The sequence below is a fragment of the Bacillus sp. JJ1122 genome (assembly GCF_036964885.1).
Taxonomy (GTDB): Bacteria; Bacillota; Bacilli; order Bacillales; family Cytobacillaceae; genus Mesobacillus.
This window is the reverse complement of the sequence record NZ_JBALQL010000001.1, coordinates 91617-109341: the sequence shown is the minus strand read 5'-3', so window position 1 is coordinate 109341 and position 17725 is coordinate 91617. Positions and strand designations below refer to the sequence as shown.

General features: G+C 43.5%; 20 protein-coding genes. 11 read left to right on the top strand and 9 right to left on the bottom strand.

Annotated elements, in window-relative coordinates; genetic code table 11:
* Positions 1–104: 104 nt before the first annotated feature.
* From V7201_RS00515 to V7201_RS00490, 6 genes are all read left to right on the top strand, one after another.
* Entirely contained in the window at positions 105–1025 is a 921-nt protein-coding gene (locus tag V7201_RS00515) for a helix-turn-helix transcriptional regulator (protein WP_335374829.1), read from the top strand.
* A gap of 2 nt (positions 1026–1027) precedes the next feature.
* Entirely contained in the window at positions 1028–1897 is an 870-nt protein-coding gene (locus tag V7201_RS00510; RefSeq protein WP_335374828.1) for a substrate-binding domain-containing protein, read from the top strand.
* 25 nt (positions 1898–1922) lie between these two features.
* Positions 1923–2621 (top strand): ABC transporter permease, encoded by a 699-nt coding sequence (locus V7201_RS00505; RefSeq protein ID WP_335374827.1) that lies wholly within the window; start codon positions 1923–1925, stop codon positions 2619–2621.
* Complete coding sequence (locus V7201_RS00500) at positions 2618–3349, top strand: ABC transporter ATP-binding protein (RefSeq protein ID WP_335374826.1); 732 nt, start codon at positions 2618–2620, stop codon at positions 3347–3349. The genes V7201_RS00505 and V7201_RS00500 overlap by 4 nt, the downstream gene beginning before the upstream one ends.
* A gap of 226 nt (positions 3350–3575) precedes the next feature.
* On the top strand, positions 3576–4046 hold the full coding sequence (locus tag V7201_RS00495; protein ID WP_335374825.1) for a hypothetical protein: 471 nt from the start codon (positions 3576–3578) through the stop codon (positions 4044–4046).
* Between the two features lie 18 nt (positions 4047–4064).
* Positions 4065–4817 (top strand): (S)-benzoin forming benzil reductase, encoded by a 753-nt coding sequence (locus tag V7201_RS00490; RefSeq protein ID WP_335374824.1) that lies wholly within the window; start codon positions 4065–4067, stop codon positions 4815–4817.
* Between the two features lie 141 nt (positions 4818–4958).
* Here V7201_RS00490 and V7201_RS00485 read toward each other — a convergent pair whose 3' ends face one another.
* On the bottom strand, positions 4959–5528 hold the full coding sequence (locus V7201_RS00485) for a PH domain-containing protein (protein ID WP_335374823.1): 570 nt from the start codon (positions 5526–5528) through the stop codon (positions 4959–4961).
* Positions 5529–5800: 272 nt separating this feature from the next.
* Here V7201_RS00485 and V7201_RS00480 point away from each other — a divergent pair, with 272 nt between their 5' ends.
* From V7201_RS00480 to V7201_RS00470, 3 genes are all read left to right on the top strand, one after another.
* Complete coding sequence (locus tag V7201_RS00480) at positions 5801–7150, top strand: HAMP domain-containing sensor histidine kinase (RefSeq protein ID WP_335374822.1); 1350 nt, start codon at positions 5801–5803, stop codon at positions 7148–7150.
* 111 nt (positions 7151–7261) lie between these two features.
* Positions 7262–7567 carry a hypothetical protein gene (locus V7201_RS00475; protein WP_335374821.1) on the top strand — a complete coding sequence of 102 codons (306 nt, stop codon included), beginning with the start codon at positions 7262–7264 and terminating at the stop codon, positions 7565–7567.
* Between the two features lie 165 nt (positions 7568–7732).
* A complete protein-coding gene (locus V7201_RS00470) occupies positions 7733–7888 on the top strand; it encodes a hypothetical protein (RefSeq protein WP_207502035.1) in 156 nt (51 codons plus the stop codon).
* A 43-nt stretch (positions 7889–7931) separates the two neighbouring features.
* On the opposite strand, the gene V7201_RS00465 is transcribed toward V7201_RS00470, so the two are convergent.
* From V7201_RS00465 to V7201_RS00455, 3 genes are all read right to left on the bottom strand, one after another.
* A complete protein-coding gene (locus tag V7201_RS00465; RefSeq protein WP_335374820.1) occupies positions 7932–8123 on the bottom strand; it encodes a hypothetical protein in 192 nt (63 codons plus the stop codon).
* 19 nt (positions 8124–8142) lie between these two features.
* Entirely contained in the window at positions 8143–8325 is a 183-nt protein-coding gene (locus tag V7201_RS00460) for a hypothetical protein (RefSeq protein ID WP_335374819.1), read from the bottom strand.
* An 83-nt stretch (positions 8326–8408) separates the two neighbouring features.
* Complete coding sequence (locus tag V7201_RS00455) at positions 8409–9326, bottom strand: DUF7916 family protein (protein WP_335374818.1); 918 nt, start codon at positions 9324–9326, stop codon at positions 8409–8411.
* Positions 9327–9386: 60 nt separating this feature from the next.
* Here V7201_RS00455 and V7201_RS00450 point away from each other — a divergent pair, with 60 nt between their 5' ends.
* On the top strand, positions 9387–9518 hold the full coding sequence (locus V7201_RS00450) for a hypothetical protein (protein WP_335374817.1): 132 nt from the start codon (positions 9387–9389) through the stop codon (positions 9516–9518).
* Between the two features lie 151 nt (positions 9519–9669).
* Here the strand turns inward: V7201_RS00450 and nagE are convergent, their stop codons facing one another.
* Complete coding sequence (gene nagE / locus V7201_RS00445) at positions 9670–11046, bottom strand: N-acetylglucosamine-specific PTS transporter subunit IIBC (RefSeq protein WP_335374816.1); 1377 nt, start codon at positions 11044–11046, stop codon at positions 9670–9672.
* Between the two features lie 437 nt (positions 11047–11483).
* Here nagE and V7201_RS00440 point away from each other — a divergent pair, with 437 nt between their 5' ends.
* Positions 11484–12503 carry a YeiH family protein gene (locus V7201_RS00440; protein ID WP_335374815.1) on the top strand — a complete coding sequence of 340 codons (1020 nt, stop codon included), beginning with the start codon at positions 11484–11486 and terminating at the stop codon, positions 12501–12503.
* A 430-nt stretch (positions 12504–12933) separates the two neighbouring features.
* Here V7201_RS00440 and V7201_RS00435 read toward each other — a convergent pair whose 3' ends face one another.
* From V7201_RS00435 to V7201_RS00420, 4 genes are all read right to left on the bottom strand, one after another.
* Positions 12934–13197, bottom strand: a complete 264-nt coding sequence (locus V7201_RS00435) for a hypothetical protein (protein WP_335374814.1) — start codon at positions 13195–13197, stop codon at positions 12934–12936.
* A gap of 63 nt (positions 13198–13260) precedes the next feature.
* Positions 13261–14820: an alpha/beta fold hydrolase gene (locus V7201_RS00430; RefSeq protein WP_335374813.1), complete on the bottom strand. Its 1560-nt coding sequence runs from the start codon at positions 14818–14820 to the stop codon at positions 13261–13263.
* A gap of 412 nt (positions 14821–15232) precedes the next feature.
* On the bottom strand, positions 15233–16606 hold the full coding sequence (locus V7201_RS00425; RefSeq protein WP_335374812.1) for an FAD-binding oxidoreductase: 1374 nt from the start codon (positions 16604–16606) through the stop codon (positions 15233–15235).
* A gap of 52 nt (positions 16607–16658) precedes the next feature.
* Entirely contained in the window at positions 16659–17687 is a 1029-nt protein-coding gene (locus tag V7201_RS00420) for a ThiF family adenylyltransferase (RefSeq protein WP_438824996.1), read from the bottom strand.
* Between the last annotated feature and the right edge of the window lie 38 nt (positions 17688–17725).

Sequence of the window (17725 nt, the reverse complement as noted above, 5' to 3'; positions counted from 1 at the left end):
ACTGATGATAAAACTAAACAAAACTTAACAAAACCAAACAATTGTCACATCTATCTACTAAATATTCTATTATATTTAGATTATGAAGGAAAGGAGGGAAACTTTTGCAAATATACACTCCTGATGAAATCGCTTCCATGTTAAAAATCTCTAAATATACCGTTTACGAAATGATTAAGCGGGGCGATCTTGTTGCTTTTAAAGTCGGCAATAAAATGCGAATCGAAGAAAGCGAGTTTACCAGATTTAAAGAAAGCATGACAGCTCCAAATAAGCGGCAGACAGATCCACAAAATACTGTCCAGCAGACAATTCAGCTTGCTGGAAGCCATGATTTCCTGGTCGAGCACCTTGTTAAATATACAGCTTCCGAAGGAACAGGCCTGTCGATTACACCCTCATACATAGGCAGCCTTGAAGGATTGATGATGCTATACAGGGGCAGCGCTGACATCGCGGCGATCCACTTGCTCGACCCTGTATCACAGCAGTACAACCTTCCCTTTATTCGGCAATTGTTTGTCCATGAGCCGATTACAGTCATGAGATTAGCTTCAAGGGAACAGGGCTTGATTGTAGCAAAGGGAAATCCGAAGAAAATCAGCGGGATTAAAGATCTCACCCGGAAAGACGTAACCATTGTCAACCGGCAAAAAGGTGCTGGCACTCGCTTCCTGCTCGACTCTTTTTTAGCAGAAGAGAACCTGCAGCCCTCTGATGTAAAGGGTTATGATGATGAGGAATGGAACCATCTCGGAGCAGCTGCCCATATTAGCAGGGGAACTGCAGATGCTGCCTTTGGCATCAAGTGTGCGGCAAGCCAGCTCGGATTGGATTTCATTCCATTGACTAAGGAACAGTTTGACCTTGTTTTCCGCTGGACGCCGGATAACAAAAAAGCTTTGCAGCACTTGATTGACCTTATCCATTTTACTAATTTCAAAGAGAGCATTTTTGAGCTTGATGGCTATGGTGCTGAAGATCTCGGAAAAATCATTTATGGAAACCAATTGACGGAGGCATGAAAATGAAGTTCAAACATCTTATCTCACTTTTACTTGTACTTATGTTCGCTTTTATTACTGGCTGTTCTTCTGCAAAAGAAACAGAACAAAAGTCAGCTGCTGCACCTGAGAAATCAGAAAAAGCTGCAGACTTGATTCTTGCAACAACAACAAGTACGCAAGACAGCGGACTGCTTGATGTCTTGATTCCTGAATTCGAAAAGAACAACAATTACAATGTTAAAACCATTGCTGTAGGAACAGGACAGGCTCTGGAAATGGGAACCCGCGGTGAAGCAGATGTCCTGCTTGTCCACGCTCCAGAAGCAGAACAAAAAATCGTTGACAGCGGCGACGCGATCAACCGCCAGAAAGTCATGTATAACGATTTTATCCTCGTTGGTCCTGCTGAGGATCCAGCTAAAGTGAAAGGCCTGACAGTTCCGGAAGCTTTAAAGAAAATGATTGAATCAAAAGCAACATTCGTTTCTCGCGCCGATGATTCCGGAACACATAAAAAAGAGCTTGAGCTATGGAAGAAATCATCACTGGATCCTAAAAGCCTAGAAGCTGCCTATATTGAAGCTGGACAAGGCATGGGCGCCACACTGCAGATCGCATCAGAGAAAAAAGGATACACTTTGACAGACCGTGCCACCTTCCTTGCTCAGCAAAAAAACATGCCTGATACAGCGATTTTGGTAGAAGGAGACGAAAGCCTTCTTAATATTTATCACGTCATGCAGGTTAACAACGAAAAACATGATAAAGTAAATACAGAAGGTGCAAAAGCATTTGTAGAGTTCATGATCAATGATGACACTAAAAATCTAATTAAGGAATTCGGCGTGGAGAAGTACGGCGAACCACTCTTCTTCCTTTTTGAAGATTAATAACTAGATAGAAAGCGGATTGCAGATGGAACTATTATTAGAAGGATTAAAAAAAGCGATAGAGATGCTCCTGTCCGGTGACCTTGAAATCCTTGAAATCACGCTGCTGACTCTCAGGGTTTCGATAACGGCAGTCCTGATTAGCACACTGATCGGCCTGCCAGCTGGCATGTTGCTTGGACTTGCCAGGTTTCCTGGCAGGAGGTTTGTCCTTGCCTTGATCAATATAGGCATGGGCCTCCCTCCTGTCGTTGCCGGACTATGGATTACGCTTTTCCTGTGGCGGTCAGGCCCGCTTGGAGATTTTGCCTGGCTTTACACTCCTACTGCCATCATCATGGCTCAAATATTAGTTTCTCTGCCGATTGTCACCGCGCTGACAAGTACGGCTTTTCAACAGATCAATCCAAAGATGATTTTACAGGTAAAAGCATTAGGGGCGACCAGGCTTCAGCTTTATTGGATTTTAATGAAGGAAGTTAAGCTCGCGATTCTTGCGGCGATCATCGCTGGTTTCGGCAGGGTAATTGCCGAGGTCGGTGCCGCCATGATGGTCGGCGGCAACATCAGCGGTGAAACAAGGATTTTAACTACCTCTATTGTTATGGAGGTTTCAAAGGGAAATTTTGATATCGCACTCGCCTTATCATTCATCCTGATGACATTGGCATTCATCATTACATTTTGCTTAACCTATCTTCAGCAAAGGAAGCGAAGCCTATGATCCCTCTTATCACTGTTAAAAATCTAGAGGCAAGAGCCGGAAAGAAAGTGCTCCTTTCCATCCCCCATTTTGAGATTCTAGAGGGTGAAGTCCTGGGAATCATGGGCCCTAATGGTGCCGGAAAAAGTACATTTATCAAAGCCCTTTCCCTTTTGGAGCAGCCTGCACATGGTGAGATTTTTTTTAAAGAAAAAGATATTACGAATGACCTGACAATTGAGATGAGGAGGAAGTTCGCAGTCGCGATGCAGCAGCCGCTCCTGCTTGATACAACAGTCTTTCACAATGTTGCGGCAGGGCTGAAGCTGCGGAAGCTTCCCCGCCTGGAAATCAAAAATAAGGTTTCGTACTGGCTTGAAAAATTCCAGATCAGCCACCTTGCAAAAAAACATGCTTATCATTTATCAGGCGGAGAGGCACAGCGCGTCAACCTTGCCAGAGCAATGGTGCTGGAGCCTGAGGTCCTATTCCTGGACGAACCCTTCTCTGCCCTTGATTTTCCTACGAAGGTGCAATTATTGAAAGATATTAAAGCCATCATCCAGCAGACTAAAACGACAACTGTCTTTGTCAGTCATGATCTTATGGAGCTAAAATACTTAGCTGATACACTTGCGATCTTGATGGCTGGAGAACTTAAACAAAGCGGTCCGACAGAAGAAGTGCTTTCATCCCCGAATTCTTCTGCAGCACCGTTTATAAATGAATGGAAAAGCCTTCTCAAATAGATGGTTTTTGCAGCATGGTTTCGGGAACCATGCTGTTTTTATTTTTTTGTCTGTTTTAAAGGTCCATTTTTATTTTTAGCAAGAGGCTCACCTGAATGCCCCTGGAAAGCGAGTGCCTGGAGCGAAAATCAACAGTCTAATTTAACAAAGCCATCTTTTTAAAAAGGAGATTCCATTGTTTTGTCAAATTGTTACTTTATAAAACAATTTAAAGGAGTCATCAACGATGGAACTGGATATGGATTTTACAACACATAAAAAAATGGCGATCGACTTATTTAACCTTACTTGGGATTTGATTGAAAAACAGGATCGGACAGAAGCTGAGAATGATTCGATGGTTTATGCAGCGAACGCTTCTCGATACCATTGGGGAATTGTTGGGTCACCACTGAATTTTGCGCGTGGAGAATGGCAGATTTCGAGAGTTTATGCGATTCTAGGTAGAGCGGAACCCGCACTGCATCATGCAAATAAATCATTGAAGCTCTGCCTTGAGCACGATTTAGGTGACTTTGATCTTGGATTTGCTTATGAAGCACTCGCACGGGCGAACGCAGTAAAAAGCAATCTGGCTGAACAGGAACGAAATCTCGAATTGGCGCTTCAGACAGCTGCGAGGATTGTTAATGAAGAAAATAAAAACTGGCTATTGAAGAATATCGATGCTGTCAGCACCGGTGTAATACCAGTATAAATATTGAGGGGTGTTAAGATGAAATATGCTGTCATAACCGGAGCTTCGAGAGGACTAGGCGCAGCTGCGGCCCAGCAATTATTGGCTGAAGGTATTAGTGTCATTTCAATTGCCAGACATGAGAACACTGAATTAAAGCAGGTTGCTGCTGAGGCTGGAACAGGATATAGTCATTACTCATGCAATCTTGGTTCTGAAGAGCAAGTCCAGAATGTTTTTTCGGAGATTACTGAGACCATCTTAAAGGATGCTGAAAAGATTTTTGTGATCAACAACGCCGGCGTGATTGAGCCGATTGAGGTAGCTGGAGAACTCGATTCCTCACTGGTCATGAACAATGTTCAAGTCAATTTAACGGCACCGATCCTGATTTGCAATCTAATATTACAAAAGGCTAAGAAAACTGCGGTTGAAATCGTCATTGCCAATGTAACCTCTGGTGCTGCCGAGCGGCCGATCCATGGATGGAGCATCTATTGCAGCACGAAAGCTGCGATCAATATGTTTACGATGACAGCAGGACTCGAACTCGAAAAGGCAGAAAGCAACAGTAAAATCATCGCCTTCAGCCCCGGAATCATGGACACAGATATGCAGGCAACGATCCGTTCATCCTCGGAGGAAGCATTCGCCGACCTGAAAACCTTCAAGAATTATAAAGAAAGCGGCAGTCTTCGCAGCCCTGAAACCGTGGCAGGAGCACTCGTAAAGCTGCTTCTTGGCAGTCAGCTTGAAAACGGAAAAGTATACAAGGTAAATGACCTTCTATAAAAAATAGTAAAAGCGAAGGATGAAAGTCCTTCGCTTTTCCCATGAAAACAACACTTTATCACGTCACCGCGGCAGGGGTCTGACCCCCGGCGGTTTAACGCTTCACCGTACTGGGGGTCTGACCCCCAGTACGGTGAAGCGTTAACTTGGTAAATTCTTGTCTTTTGGCGGGTTGGATTGTTCTGGGGTTTCTTTATTGTTTGTCGGGATGTAGAAAGGGATTTGCATTTCAACTAAAAGGTTGACTAGCTCCTTTTTATCTTTTAAATTACTGAGCCCGATATTGAAGGCTGGGAATCCTGTCTTCAAATTTATTTTTGCCAGTCGCCTTTTGTTTTTAGGCAAGGATTCTATATAGTCTGCTTCATTTTTTAATAGGATCCCAAGGAATTCATTATTATGGACTTCATATGGGAGCATCCCTTCTATGTCCTCCCAGGGCATAAAGCCGGGTCCTGCTGTCCCCCTCACTGTCAGGCCATCTTCACTGACCGTTACATTCGCCTCTTTTTCCATAAAATTTCTTCCAAGTAAAAACAAGGACCAGATCAGCAATAAAATCACAGCACTAATAAATACGATGACAGCAACATTTTCACCCGGGTCTGCCAGCATATAAATTTCCGCCACAATAAAGCCAATAATCAGCAAGACCAGTAAGGCTGTAAGTCCCAAAATCCTCGCCTTGGAAAAATAGAAATCTCTTTTCATTGTTCCCCTCCTTCTAATCACGCAATTAATTGCTATATACAATACGATTATCCTTTACAATAAATGAATTTGTTAAAATATTCAATTTTCTTATATCTGCTCTGTTTCTGGATACTTTTTTGATATGCTCTTCTCGTAAACTCCTTTTTATAAGAATTACGCAGGAAATCCGCGAAAAATTACCCCAAGTATAATGCTGAGGGCAATAAGAAATTTATTCAAAAACAGTTTTTTAGTATGATAATTATAAGATTATTTGAGGAGTGGCTGTAATGGATCGTATTTCGATGAAAATTGGTGCAGTTTTCTTCATAACGATATTGTTAGTGGAAGGGATTTCGCTTTATTTCCTTCATTCTTCCATCATCCACTCCAGGATCGATGAGGAGCTTGCATCATTGCAAACCCGCGGGAATAATCACCGTGACATCCTTGAAACCTCCTATCTCGAAGAAACCATACACCATATCACTTCGATGGAATCGCGCACAGATACGCATGTAGTGATTACGGATAAAAAAGGTGAGATCGTTTCATCTTCGATTCCAGTTGACCGCACCATAATGAAAATCATCGAAAAATCACCGATGGATATTACGCGAGACGGGTTGATACTTGAAGATGATTGGCAGGACAAGAAATATATCGCCTCTGTCAGCCCGCTTGATCATAATGGTGCTGTATATATGTTTAAGAACACCGAGCGGGTTCAGGGCCTGATTACCAGGCTGAACAAGCATTTCTGGCTTGCCGGAATTTTGCTTCTTAGTTCGATGGCCATCATCACCCTTTTCCTCTCCCGTTTCATCACAAAGCCGGTGATTAAAATGAATGAAGCGACTCTTAAAATCCGCAAGGGTGATTACTCTGTCGCCCTTCCCCGGCTTGGGAATGATGAATTGGGCGAGCTCGGCGAATCGATTCAGGTGCTCGCAGATGATTTGAAACATATCAAAAAGCAGCGGAACGAATTTTTGGCGAGTATTTCCCATGAGCTTAGAACTCCGCTCACCTATATTAAGGGATATGCCGATATCGCAGGAAAAAACGGGACAGCTCCTGAAGAAAGGATCAGGTACTTGCAGATCATCCATGAAGAGGCTACAAAGCTTTCCGGGTTAATAAAAGGCTTATTTGACCTTGCCAAAATGGATGAAAACTCTTTTACGATCAATAAAGAAAAATTGGAGTTTTGCGTTTTTTTAAGAGGAATACATACGAAAATCCAACCCTCTTATATCGAAAAAAAAATCACGCTTAATATCATCTGCGATGGGGAAGTATATATCGAGGCTGACCCTGTCCGCCTTGAACAAATCCTTCTTAACCTGCTTGATAATGCCAGAAAATACTCGGAGGCAGGATCCACCACGACAATTGAGGTATTTAAAAAGAGTGGGAAGACGCATCTTCTCGTAAAAGATGAAGGAAAAGGTATCCCAAAAGAAGACATACCCTGGATATTTGACCGTTTTTACCGCGTTGATAAATCAAGATCCAAGGCACTAGGCGGATCTGGACTGGGTCTTGCTATCGTAAAGGAGCTTATTGAAGCGCACGGTGGAAAAATCACGTGCACAAGCCAACTGCATGCAGGATCAACATTCGAAATCATACTTTGAGGTCCTTTTCGCAAAACTTTGCAGCTATTTCGCGAAAATCTTCACACGATTGTCCTTTCACTGGTTTTAAAACCTGGAAACATGGAATACATAATTAAAGGGGTGATGTAATTGAGACAAGTTGATTCTTTACAGGAAATAGTTGAAGCTGTGAAAAAAGAAAACGAAGGCAATAAAATCCTGGTCAGCCAGCACGAAACCAATCGATCCGCCGTTACATTGGGGGATGAGGATACCGAATCCGGAACAAGGCTTCGCGTCAAAGTTATGTTAAACAATACCCTTTACTACTCAGAGGAATTCCAGGACGATACCCTGTACGAAGAAGCCAGTGACATGATCAAGGAAATGAAGAAGTACGCCCGGGTAGAGCTTGTCGGTGAAGATGAGATGAATGAAAAGGCCCAGGTGAAATAAGAGACTAATAAGGTTCATATTGAGTGTAGACAAGGCGGCTGGATTTCAGCTGTCTTTTTTCATTGGAGACAGTCTTGTAAAAAAAACGTTTTGAATAACATTTTGTACATAACTGCCAGTCTATTTCGGGAAAACTAACCTGTACAATTAAAAGGAGGGCTAACCATGACTAAAAAGTTCAATAAAGGCAGCAAAAATCAAAATTCACCTAAAAACGGGAACCAGATGGCTGAGTTTTCTGGTGAATTGACTAGCGGGGATAACAGTAAGGGCAATAAACGCAACAAGGACCAAAGTGATAAGACGGACCGTCATCAATAAGATAAGAATACAAATAGAAAAGCCGGCATTGATTAGCCGGCTTTTAATCCATATCAGTAAGAATGGCAGACTGGTTATTGAGGTTTGCTGGGTCCACTCCATTGCTTTCGTTTTCATCATAAAATGCTTCCTGGAGTTTCATGTTTGCTTCGCTCGTTTCAATTTGTTCCTGTTCGGGACCTGACGATACGGGTTTGGCATTTGGGTCTATATTGACGAATCTGTCTTTTTTCATCTCTTATCCCTCCAGTATTTTAGTCGATATCTCCCATGATGGAATATTGGTTATTCATGATTGAGATGTCTTCTGCATTACCTTCCTTTTCATCATCCTTTGGCTTTATATTGCATTCTGCTGTATTTATTTGTTCTTTCTCAAGACTAGATGATACTGGCTTTAAATTTGGGTCTGCGTTGACAAACTTGTCTTTATTCATGTGATATCCCTCCTTAACTTAGTATCAGCATTATGGTCTTCTTTTACCCATTTTCCCGACGCTGCGAACTTACAATAATTGGACTATCTTAATACAGAAGCCGCCATTCTTATATATGTGTGCCTTTTACCGCGTACGACGATTGAATACGCCATAATATTTTCCGGAGAAGCAATTCCAGCTGCTCCTGCATCACCGATATGATATAAATCAGCACCTGCCATTTTACTGTTCAAGGCGATTTGCTTGATTGTAGCCTCATCGGCTCCTTCCTGGCTTGTACCAGTTGTCAGGATGGCGAGGGCCCCCTTTTGATGTACCAAATCCACAAGCTTGGCTGTCTTCTCAACCGTAAAGCCAGGTACTGTGCCTGGCGAAGGAATCAAGATAATATCTGCGCCTGCTTCGACAAATGCATGAAGGGTTTCTTCCGTCATCATCGAACTGCCTGTCTCACCTGCGACCCCTGCCCCATGCATTTTCCCGGCAATGATCAATCCCTCTGGACCAAATGCCGCACGTGCTTTTTCGATCGCCTTTGTAATCTCCGTATTGGTCACGCCGGTCTTAGGATTTCCAGTCAAACAGACAAAGTCAAAACCAAGCTCCTTAGCCTTCTTAAGTGATGCTTCAGTCGCAATCCTCCCTTGTGGCAGCTGCTGGAGTACCTCTAGCTTATCCGCCTGAAGATCAACCGGCTCAAGGTTCAAACCGACTGGACGACCAGCCAGCTCCTTCAATTTACGGACAACATTTTCTGGTACCGTTTCCGTCAGACTCTCAATTGCTGGGTTCATAACATCGAAAAAATTCAACAGAATCAAGTCTGCCCCAAACGCCGCGGCCATCTCAGCATTCGTTACCGCAGGGTAAAGCGGCGAAAACGCACCAATCACTTCTGATAAAATCGTTCTTCCTTCCGAGGCGATTATTGCTTTTTTCAAATCCTGCCCTGTCATTTTTTCAAAATCTGATGCTGTGCAATCCAATAAACGTTTCATTGTTAATTACCTCCCTATCATATGTAAAAAGTATTACATGAGTGATGCAGCGGATGAGATTTGATTCTTGAATTCACAACTGGTGAAATATTTACTTCAACTGGTGAAAAAACTCCTCCAACCGGTGAATTCTTTAGTCCAACTGGTGAAAAAGTTTGTTTAACTGGTGAAAAAATAAAAATTAATGAATGAATGAAGCCTTTAAGGCACTACCGTCTTAGAATAGTGCAGGAAATGGATCTTCTTTAATAAAATCCTGAAAAAAGAAGGTGCATTTTTGAATGGACGCTAATAAAAATAAAAACCTGGCGGTAAAAACCGCCAAGTCCCTTGAGCACATTCCTTATTTCCGCTTCATTTCATTGGCTACAAACTCAACATCGGTACCAACAATAACTTGAAGGTCTGTTTTATTTAGTTTCAGCACACCTTTTGCGCCAAGCCGTTTTAGCTCTGCTTCATCTACTTTATCCATATCAGCTACTTTTAAACGAAGGCGGGTAACGCAGTTATCAAGCTCCTTCAGGTTGCTTTTTCCTCCAAGCGCTGCTAGGTACTGGTCTGCAAGCTCAGAGTAATTTCCTTTTGAAGAACCGCTTTCCGTGAACTCTCCTTCAATCTCGTCTTCACGACCAGGCGTTTTAAGATCAAGCTTGATGATCAGGAAGTAGAATATTACGAAATAAAGTACTCCATATACCAACCCGACACCCAATAATAACAATGGTTTTTGGGCAATACCGTAGTTTAAGACGAAATCAATCGCACCGGCAGAGAACCCGAAGCCGTGGTGGATATCCAGCAAGTAAGTGATGGACATCGCCAAACCAGTCAACACGGCATGAATTCCATATAAGAATGGAGATAAGAACATGAACAAGAATTCGATTGGCTCAGTGATCCCTGTTAGGAAAGATGTGAAGGCTACACCTACAAGGGCACCTGTAACAGCTTTTTTACGTTCTTTTTTCGCGGCAGCAATCATCGCGAAAGCGGCTGCCGGAAGACCGAACATCATGACTGGGAAGAAACCATTCATGAAGATACCGGCTTTCGGGTCGCCGGCGAAGAAGCGGTTCAGGTCACCTTTCGCAACTTCTCCTGCGGCATCTGTAAATGAACCAAACTCAAACCAGACAAGAGCATTCAGAACATGGTGAAGGCCCATTGGAATTAATAAGCGGTTCAAGAATCCGAATACGCCTACTCCAAGAGCACCTGCGCCGACTATCCATTCTCCAATATTGTTGATGCCAGCCTGAATTGGCGGCCAAATATAACCAAAAATTCCTGCCAGGATAATCATGACCAAAGAAGTGATGATTGGCACAAATCGCCTGCCTCCGAAGAAACCAAGCCAGTCAGGCAATTTAATATCATGGTAGCGATTGTAAAGCAAACCGGCAATTACACCGGAAAGGATACCGCCAAGTACCGCCATATTGATGCTTTCATCAATAGCGCCTGCTCCTTTAGTCAATACGAAGTAACCAATCGCACCGGCAAGTCCGGCCGCTCCGTTCCCATCCTTTGCAATTCCGACGGCAACCCCAATCGCGAACAATAGCGCCAGGTTAGCGAAGATTGCGTCACCTGCTGCAGAGATAAAAGAAATATTCAATAAGTCCGGCTGCCCGAGGCGCAGCAATAGCGCAGCTGCAGGTAGAACTGCGATCGGCAGCATCAATGCTTTCCCGATCCTTTGTAAAAATCCTAGCATACTCAACACCTCTTTCTTTAAAATTGTAAATGCTTACATTTTTCGATAAAGAAACAGAACCCCACTGTAGAAATTTGTAAACACAAGCATAGTTTAACACTTCGATCTCCTAAAGAACACCCTAAAAAAAGACTATTTTTAATATTTTGACTTCGGAAGACTCAGCGCTCCCTTCATAAGTTCATCACCCATATTTTTTCGGGACATGGGCTTATACCTATAGCTTATTCGATTATTATTGGAAAATTCCTTTGTGCCGGAGGAAAAGAGCTAATATGGCGGCACCATTAACTTTTACAGGCAGAATCACGATTCTAAGTATTTTTCTATTTTATGAATATTGCCAATTCAGTTCAGAATACTTACCAGGGCTTTGCTATTTTCCTTTCATTCGTTAAAGTGATAGATAGGTAGATCGATATAAAGGAAGTGCACATATGAAAACAACTGATTTTCTGCCCCGATTCACTGTTCCGGTGATGAAAGGGATATTATTAACATTAGCTTTGGCACTGGCCGCTAGATTACTAGCAGGACTGCCATTCTTTTCCATCATGGGACAGCTCGTCATTGCCATCATGTTCGGAATGGTTTGGCGCGCAACGGCAGGAGTGAACAGCGGTCTTATGGAGGGTGCTTCTTATTCAAGTAAAAAACTCCTCCGTCTTGGCATCATCCTGCTCGGATTCAGGCTGAACCTCTCCGATATTTACAATGCCGGAGCGACAGTATTTTTGATTGCCTTTGCAAACCTGATGTTTGCGCTATTGGTCGTTTATGGATTAAGCAGACTGTTTAAAGTTGAAAAGCGGCTAGGCATTCTGACTGCTTGCGGTACTGCCATTTGTGGAGCAGCCGCCGTTGTCGCCATCGCACCGGTTATTAAGGCAAATGAGAAGGAAACGGCTGTCGGGGCCGCAAATGTCGCGGTGTTAGGGACGATTTTCACCATCATCTATACGCTATTATTCTCCTATCTTGGTTTGAATGCCCTTGATTATGGAGTATTCACGGGTGGCACATTGCATGAAATCGCACATGTGGTAGCCGCTGCTGATCCGGCTGGGCAACAGGCCTCGGACCTTGCCATCATTGTAAAATTGACCCGCGTGGCATTGCTTGTTCCGGTAGCGATCCTGATTGGTTTTATCATCCGGAGAAAAGAAAACCAGAGTGCCGGCCAAAAAATGACCTTATCAGCTCTGCCGATTCCCTGGTTCATCCTTGGCTTTCTTGCTGTCAGTGCCCTGAATACAACCGGGATGATCAGTGAAGATGCCGCCGCTGCAATCGTCAGCTTTGCCTACTTGCTGATTGGGATGGCAATGGCCGGACTCGGTCTCGGTGTGGATTTCAAGTCGTTCAGGCAGATGGGCGGCAGGGCGCTGTCCGCAGGCCTGGCGGGATCCGTTCTTTTATCATTATTCGGTTACTTGCTTGTAACGGTTTTTCTATAGACATAAGAAAAGCGCAAGCGCCCTGGTCAGACCCGACAAGCGCTGGCCGACTAAAACCGCCACGTCCTGTGGCAACGTCGGCACTAGGACATCGTGGCCGTCGAAGGGCTGGCCAGTGCAGTCGCTCTTTGACTTCATTGGACGGACCGAAACCGAAATGTGTAGCCGACTGCCCAGAAACGCAGAAACTGGAGACTCCGACAAAGAAGCGCTTTTTGCTTCTGCCGGCGGAGTTGAAGTTTCGGAGTTTCTAGGAGGCGAAACTAGACAATTCGAAAAGCGGAGGCGACTGGTTAGGAGCCGCAGCTAGACAAGCGACTCGAGGGGCTAGGCGCTGGAGCTGGACAATTCTCGAAGTGAATTTTATACTTCCTTAACCATAAATAAAAGCAGCCAATTCCGGATTTCCGAATTTGGCTGCTTTTCAATTTTAATGCCGTGAATAAAACATTCCATTTACGATATCCAACAAATCATTTGTCAGGCGTTCTTCCCGCTCAATTGAATATAAATACTGCACTAGCTCGCATAATTTTTTCGTTTGTACCAGATCCATTTTGTCAGCATGCCTTTTTAGTAATCCGAGCAATAGAATAAAATCCTGATCTGTATAGGTATCATTCATGATTTTATTTTGGACGGATCGGAATTGCCGTTGTTCTGCTAAATCGTGCAAGATCAATTCGTCATTCATTTCACATGCTCCTCGCTAAAATTTCATTCTCATAACTATAGCATCAAGAGCATTACAGAATCATTACATAAATGACGATTCACTTTTATTTCTGAAATATCTTGCTTCTTTTTGTCTATTTGTTTTTTGAAGCAATGCTACAAGCTGTTCCTGATATCGATCATCCCCAGGATTGAACTTCATTAAAACTTTCAACAGTTCAATTGCCATTTCTTTTTCAGGGGCTGCATTAAGTAAGTCCTCACCTATCCTGATGATCCTGCTTTCCAGCCCCGTCCTGATTTTAAGAAACCAATCATCATAAAAAAGTGGAAACAGAGTGTCGGGAAGCTCTGAAAACCTTTTGATAGCAAGATTCTCCTTCACCTCATCATCACAGGTATGCTCTATTTCATCGATGCAATTAGATAACTCATTCAAATCCAGTTTGCACTGTATCTTCATTTGGATTGAATCTCGATCAATCGCTACATAGTTTTCAATCGGGTCTCCTGTGTGCTCTTCAATGATCGACTTAATATGGTTTAAAGATACGCGCAGTAAATTCCTTGCTTTATTAAGCTCAAGCTCTGGCCAGAACAAATCGTAAATTTGCTCTCTCGTGACAGAGCCATGGTAAGCGATAAAGGTCATGAGCTCTTTTGCTTTGCGCTGATTCCATTTTCCCAGAACTTCGCTGCCATTCAACCAGACCGAAAACTGGCTGATGAAGTTAATTTCCAGGAGATTTTGCGAATCGAGTCTCTCCACTCCCGATCGGACAATGGAGTTCACTTCTTTTTTCAGCGCTTGTGTATAGGTAAAGCCAGCACTTTCTGACCCTGCCTGTTTTTTGATGAACATCCTTGAAAACTGGGTGAAAATCATAGGCTGGTCCATCATTGGAACATAACCGCTGTCAGGTATGATGAAAAATCGCATTTTCTTTAAATAAGGAATGTTCATCACCTGAAGTTCCAGCGGCATCAATGGGTCATACTCACCTTGCAGCATCATTATCGGTACGTCTAATCTTTGGATCTCATCAACTAAATTCTTAAGTGCTGTTTCAATAACAAGACGGAAGAAACCTATATAATCAGACGGTGTAACTCTTCGGTAAATGGAATTCAGTTTTGCAAGCCTGCGTTCGGGTGCATTATAGCTAATCGTATTTACCAGAGCTGTAATCATCTCCTCAAAACGGAGACAATCGCTCACTGTATCTATCCTGTTATTCAATTCCTGCTTGCTGAATTCTTTCGGGATAAAAATGGGCGTATCCGCAAGAGTTAAAGTTTTTATAAGCTCTTTCTCACTTCTGGCAAGTTCAATGCCCAGTACACCACCGCCCCCGTGGCCAATAAAGTGCAACGATGAAATATTAAGTTTTTCAAGGAGAGCTTTAATGCTATTAATTAGAAGCTCCCATGTAAATGCAGCTTCATTGGCAGAACCACTGTACCCATGTCCAGGCAAGTCACAGCGAATGACATTGAAATCATTGTGGAACAAAGGAATGACATCATCCCAAATCGACATATCCATGCCCACCCCGTGCACAAATAAAACCGTTTCCGCCCCCGGTTTCACACATTTTAAATATTCATAATGAAGGCTGATTTGCTTGGTTTTCTTCGACACCAGTCTTCCCTCTCTTTTTCCGAACGAAATATTGATTTCATTATACCCTTTTGTTTTCAAAATGAATAAAGATATCCTTTTATGTAGGGTTGGTGCTGGAACAGTTCAAAGAGGGTATCCAAATTATGTTGAAATCGTGCTGGAACAGTTGCCATAGCGCTTTCCAACTTCCATCTGCTGGTAAACGTAGAGATTATGCGTTATTTCGTAGAGAATTTTGGTTATTTCATAGAAATTATCGTTTAGTTCGTAGAGATATATTATTCAACCGGACTGCTTGTGGCTTAATAATTTCATATTAGCTTCTAAAACGCAGTGATTCATAACGAAATCGAATTGTTTATCAAATATTGAAAGCTGCCAGCATGGTTAAAATGCAAAAAAGCGGCTTTAGGGCCGCTTTTACCGTCTATTAATCTGTAAAAATCTTTCCGGGATTTAGGATTCCGTTCGGATCGAGTGTTTTTTTGATCATTTTCATGACATCGTATGCTTGACCATGCTCAAGTCGCTGATATTTGATCTTCCCAAGACCTACTCCATGTTCTCCGGTACAGGTGCCGCCCCTTTTCAAGGCATAATGGACAATCGCACTATTGATTCGTTCACCGTCTTTTACCTCTTCGGAATTCTCTTGGTCAATTAAGAGCAGGACATGATAGTTCCCATCGCCGACATGGCCGACAATCGCTCCCTCGACGGATGATTCGTCAATCAATTCACGCGTGTGGAGGATTGCGCCGGTCAATTCCGAAACGGGAACACTAACATCTGTGAGCATGATTTTTTTGCTGCCGGCATTATGCTTGTATGCGTATAAGAGATTATGTCTTGCGTCCCAAAGCTTGTTCCGCGCTTTCGAGTCGGCTTCGAATTGAAATCTCTGGCAGCCATGGTCGCGGACAATCTCGCTTGCAAATTCAAGATCCTGGGCAAGACCAGCTTCGTTACCGTGAAATTCCATAAATAGCGTCGTGCTTTCCTCATAACTAGTATCCATATACTGATTTACTTTTTTAATCGATTCAGCATCGACAAATTCTATTCTGGCTACAGGAATGCCAGCTGATAAAATCCCGACTACAGCGTCAACGGCATTTTTAACAGTCGGAAAAGCAGCCCTTGCCGCTGTAATTGCTTCCGGAATTCCATAGACCTTTAACGTTAATTCAGTTATGACGCCAAGTATTCCTTCAGAACCAACGAACATGCCGTTCAGGTGGATACCAGAGGATGATTTGGCTGACATGCTGCCAGTATGGATAATGTCCCCGTTTGCCAGTACCACTTCAAGGTCCCTGACCTGATCTCTCATTATCCCATATCGCACCGAGGTCGTACCGCTGGCATTCGTTGCAGCCATCCCGCCGAGCGTCGCATCTGCACCAGGGTCAACCGAAAAAAACAAGCCGTATTTTTTCAGCTCTTTATTCAACGCTGTTCTCGTCACGCCGGGCTGCACTTTTACAAGAAAGTCATTTTCCCTGATTTCGAGAATCGAATTCATTTGTGATAAATCCAGGGAGATGCCACCATGAACAGGGATTACATGACCCTCCAGACTCGTGCCCAGTCCAAACGGAACTACTGGAATCCTGTTTTCATTTGCAAACTTCAGTACCCGGCTTACATCCTCTTTCGTTTGCGGAAAAGCAACCGCATCCGGGAGGCATGGTGTGTGCGATGATTCATCTCTGCTGTGCAGTTCCAGCACCGATTCATTCATAGTCACGTTCTCAGCGCCAACCATTCTTTTAAGATCTTCAAGATAGCTTGCCAAACTCATCTCCCCTTTTGATTGTTTGGATGCAAGATTTCGTATTTAATTTTTGAGTGTATCAGGAACCGAGATACCTGGCGTAATAAGATTTTGCTTTTACCGTATCATTCGTCCCGTGGACTAAAACCCTTCCATCCTGGAAGATGACCATTGTGATTTCATCATCTGGCATGAAACGGAGCAAGAACGGATTTCCTTTTACCACACCGTTGTTTTTCAAACGAGCTGCGAGCTTCTCCAAATCGGTCTTTGCTTTTTGCCGCGGATTGATTTGGATTGTGTTCCTTCCGCATAACGACGCATAGTTAATTTGCTGTTCGGACGAACGGTCCAGGAACTCATATTGATGATGGACACAGGCTGGGCATTCAGGATTGCGGCCCTGGCTTACATCCATTTGCAAAAAGGAGTTAAACCAAATATCCATTTGCTCCAGATTTGGATTTGACTCAGCTCCAACTAGAAGCTTGAGCGCTTCGACAGCTTCAAATGATCCGATAATGTCTGTGATTGGGGAAAGAACTCCTATGCTGTCACACGTTTCTCCCAGACCCGCAGGCACTGATGGAAACAGGCAGCGGTAGCATGGTGTTTCACCCGGCTTGATGACGGCGAACATACCCCTTGAGCTGACCGCGCCGCCATATACCCAGGGAATTCCGTGCTTGACTGCGACATCATTGATCAAATAGCGGGCCATGAAATTATCGGTCCCGTCGACGATGACATCGAATCCGGTGAGCAAGTCCTCGCCATTATCTAAAGTCAGGTCCGCGATGATGGGCTCTACTTTTACCCCGGAATTAATTTTCTTCAGTTTCTTTTCAGCCGCGATGACCTTCGGCAGGCTATCCTTCGCATCGTCCTCATCGTAAAGCGTCTGGCGCTGAAGATTCGACAGTTCCACGAGGTCCCTGTCAATAATCCGGACATGTCCTACTCCCGATCGGACAAGGTGATTAGAAATAACTGTTCCGAGCGCGCCCATGCCAACGATGACAGCAGAGCTATTTAACAGCTTTTCTTGGCCTTCGCTGCCAATTTGCTTGAATAAGATTTGCCGTGAATAACGCTCCATTTCTGTCATAAAAAAATCCCCTCACTTCTAAGTTAGATTATAAGGTA

What these genes read in the sequence shown, in the direction of transcription:
- V7201_RS00510 (WP_335374828.1), top strand. Translation starts at nt 1,028, where the DNA reads ATGAAGTTCAAACATCTTATCTCACTTTTACTTGTACTTATGTTCGCT.
- V7201_RS00505 (WP_335374827.1), top strand. Translation starts at nt 1,923, where the DNA reads ATGGAACTATTATTAGAAGGATTAAAAAAAGCGATAGAGATGCTCCTG.
- V7201_RS00500 (WP_335374826.1), top strand. Translation starts at nt 2,618, where the DNA reads ATGATCCCTCTTATCACTGTTAAAAATCTAGAGGCAAGAGCCGGAAAG.
- V7201_RS00495 (WP_335374825.1), top strand. Translation starts at nt 3,576, where the DNA reads ATGGAACTGGATATGGATTTTACAACACATAAAAAAATGGCGATCGAC.
- V7201_RS00490 (WP_335374824.1), top strand. Translation starts at nt 4,065, where the DNA reads ATGAAATATGCTGTCATAACCGGAGCTTCGAGAGGACTAGGCGCAGCT.
- V7201_RS00485 (WP_335374823.1), bottom strand. Translation starts at nt 5,528, where the DNA reads ATGAAAAGAGATTTCTATTTTTCCAAGGCGAGGATTTTGGGACTTACA.
- V7201_RS00480 (WP_335374822.1), top strand. Translation starts at nt 5,801, where the DNA reads ATGGATCGTATTTCGATGAAAATTGGTGCAGTTTTCTTCATAACGATA.
- V7201_RS00470 (WP_207502035.1), top strand. Translation starts at nt 7,733, where the DNA reads ATGACTAAAAAGTTCAATAAAGGCAGCAAAAATCAAAATTCACCTAAA.
- V7201_RS00465 (WP_335374820.1), bottom strand. Translation starts at nt 8,123, where the DNA reads ATGAAAAAAGACAGATTCGTCAATATAGACCCAAATGCCAAACCCGTA.
- V7201_RS00460 (WP_335374819.1), bottom strand. Translation starts at nt 8,325, where the DNA reads ATGAATAAAGACAAGTTTGTCAACGCAGACCCAAATTTAAAGCCAGTA.
- V7201_RS00455 (WP_335374818.1), bottom strand. Translation starts at nt 9,326, where the DNA reads ATGAAACGTTTATTGGATTGCACAGCATCAGATTTTGAAAAAATGACA.
- nagE (WP_335374816.1), bottom strand. Translation starts at nt 11,046, where the DNA reads ATGCTAGGATTTTTACAAAGGATCGGGAAAGCATTGATGCTGCCGATC.
- V7201_RS00440 (WP_335374815.1), top strand. Translation starts at nt 11,484, where the DNA reads ATGAAAACAACTGATTTTCTGCCCCGATTCACTGTTCCGGTGATGAAA.
- V7201_RS00435 (WP_335374814.1), bottom strand. Translation starts at nt 13,197, where the DNA reads ATGAATGACGAATTGATCTTGCACGATTTAGCAGAACAACGGCAATTC.
- V7201_RS00425 (WP_335374812.1), bottom strand. Translation starts at nt 16,606, where the DNA reads ATGAGTTTGGCAAGCTATCTTGAAGATCTTAAAAGAATGGTTGGCGCT.
- V7201_RS00420 (WP_438824996.1), bottom strand. Translation starts at nt 17,687, where the DNA reads ATGACAGAAATGGAGCGTTATTCACGGCAAATCTTATTCAAGCAAATT.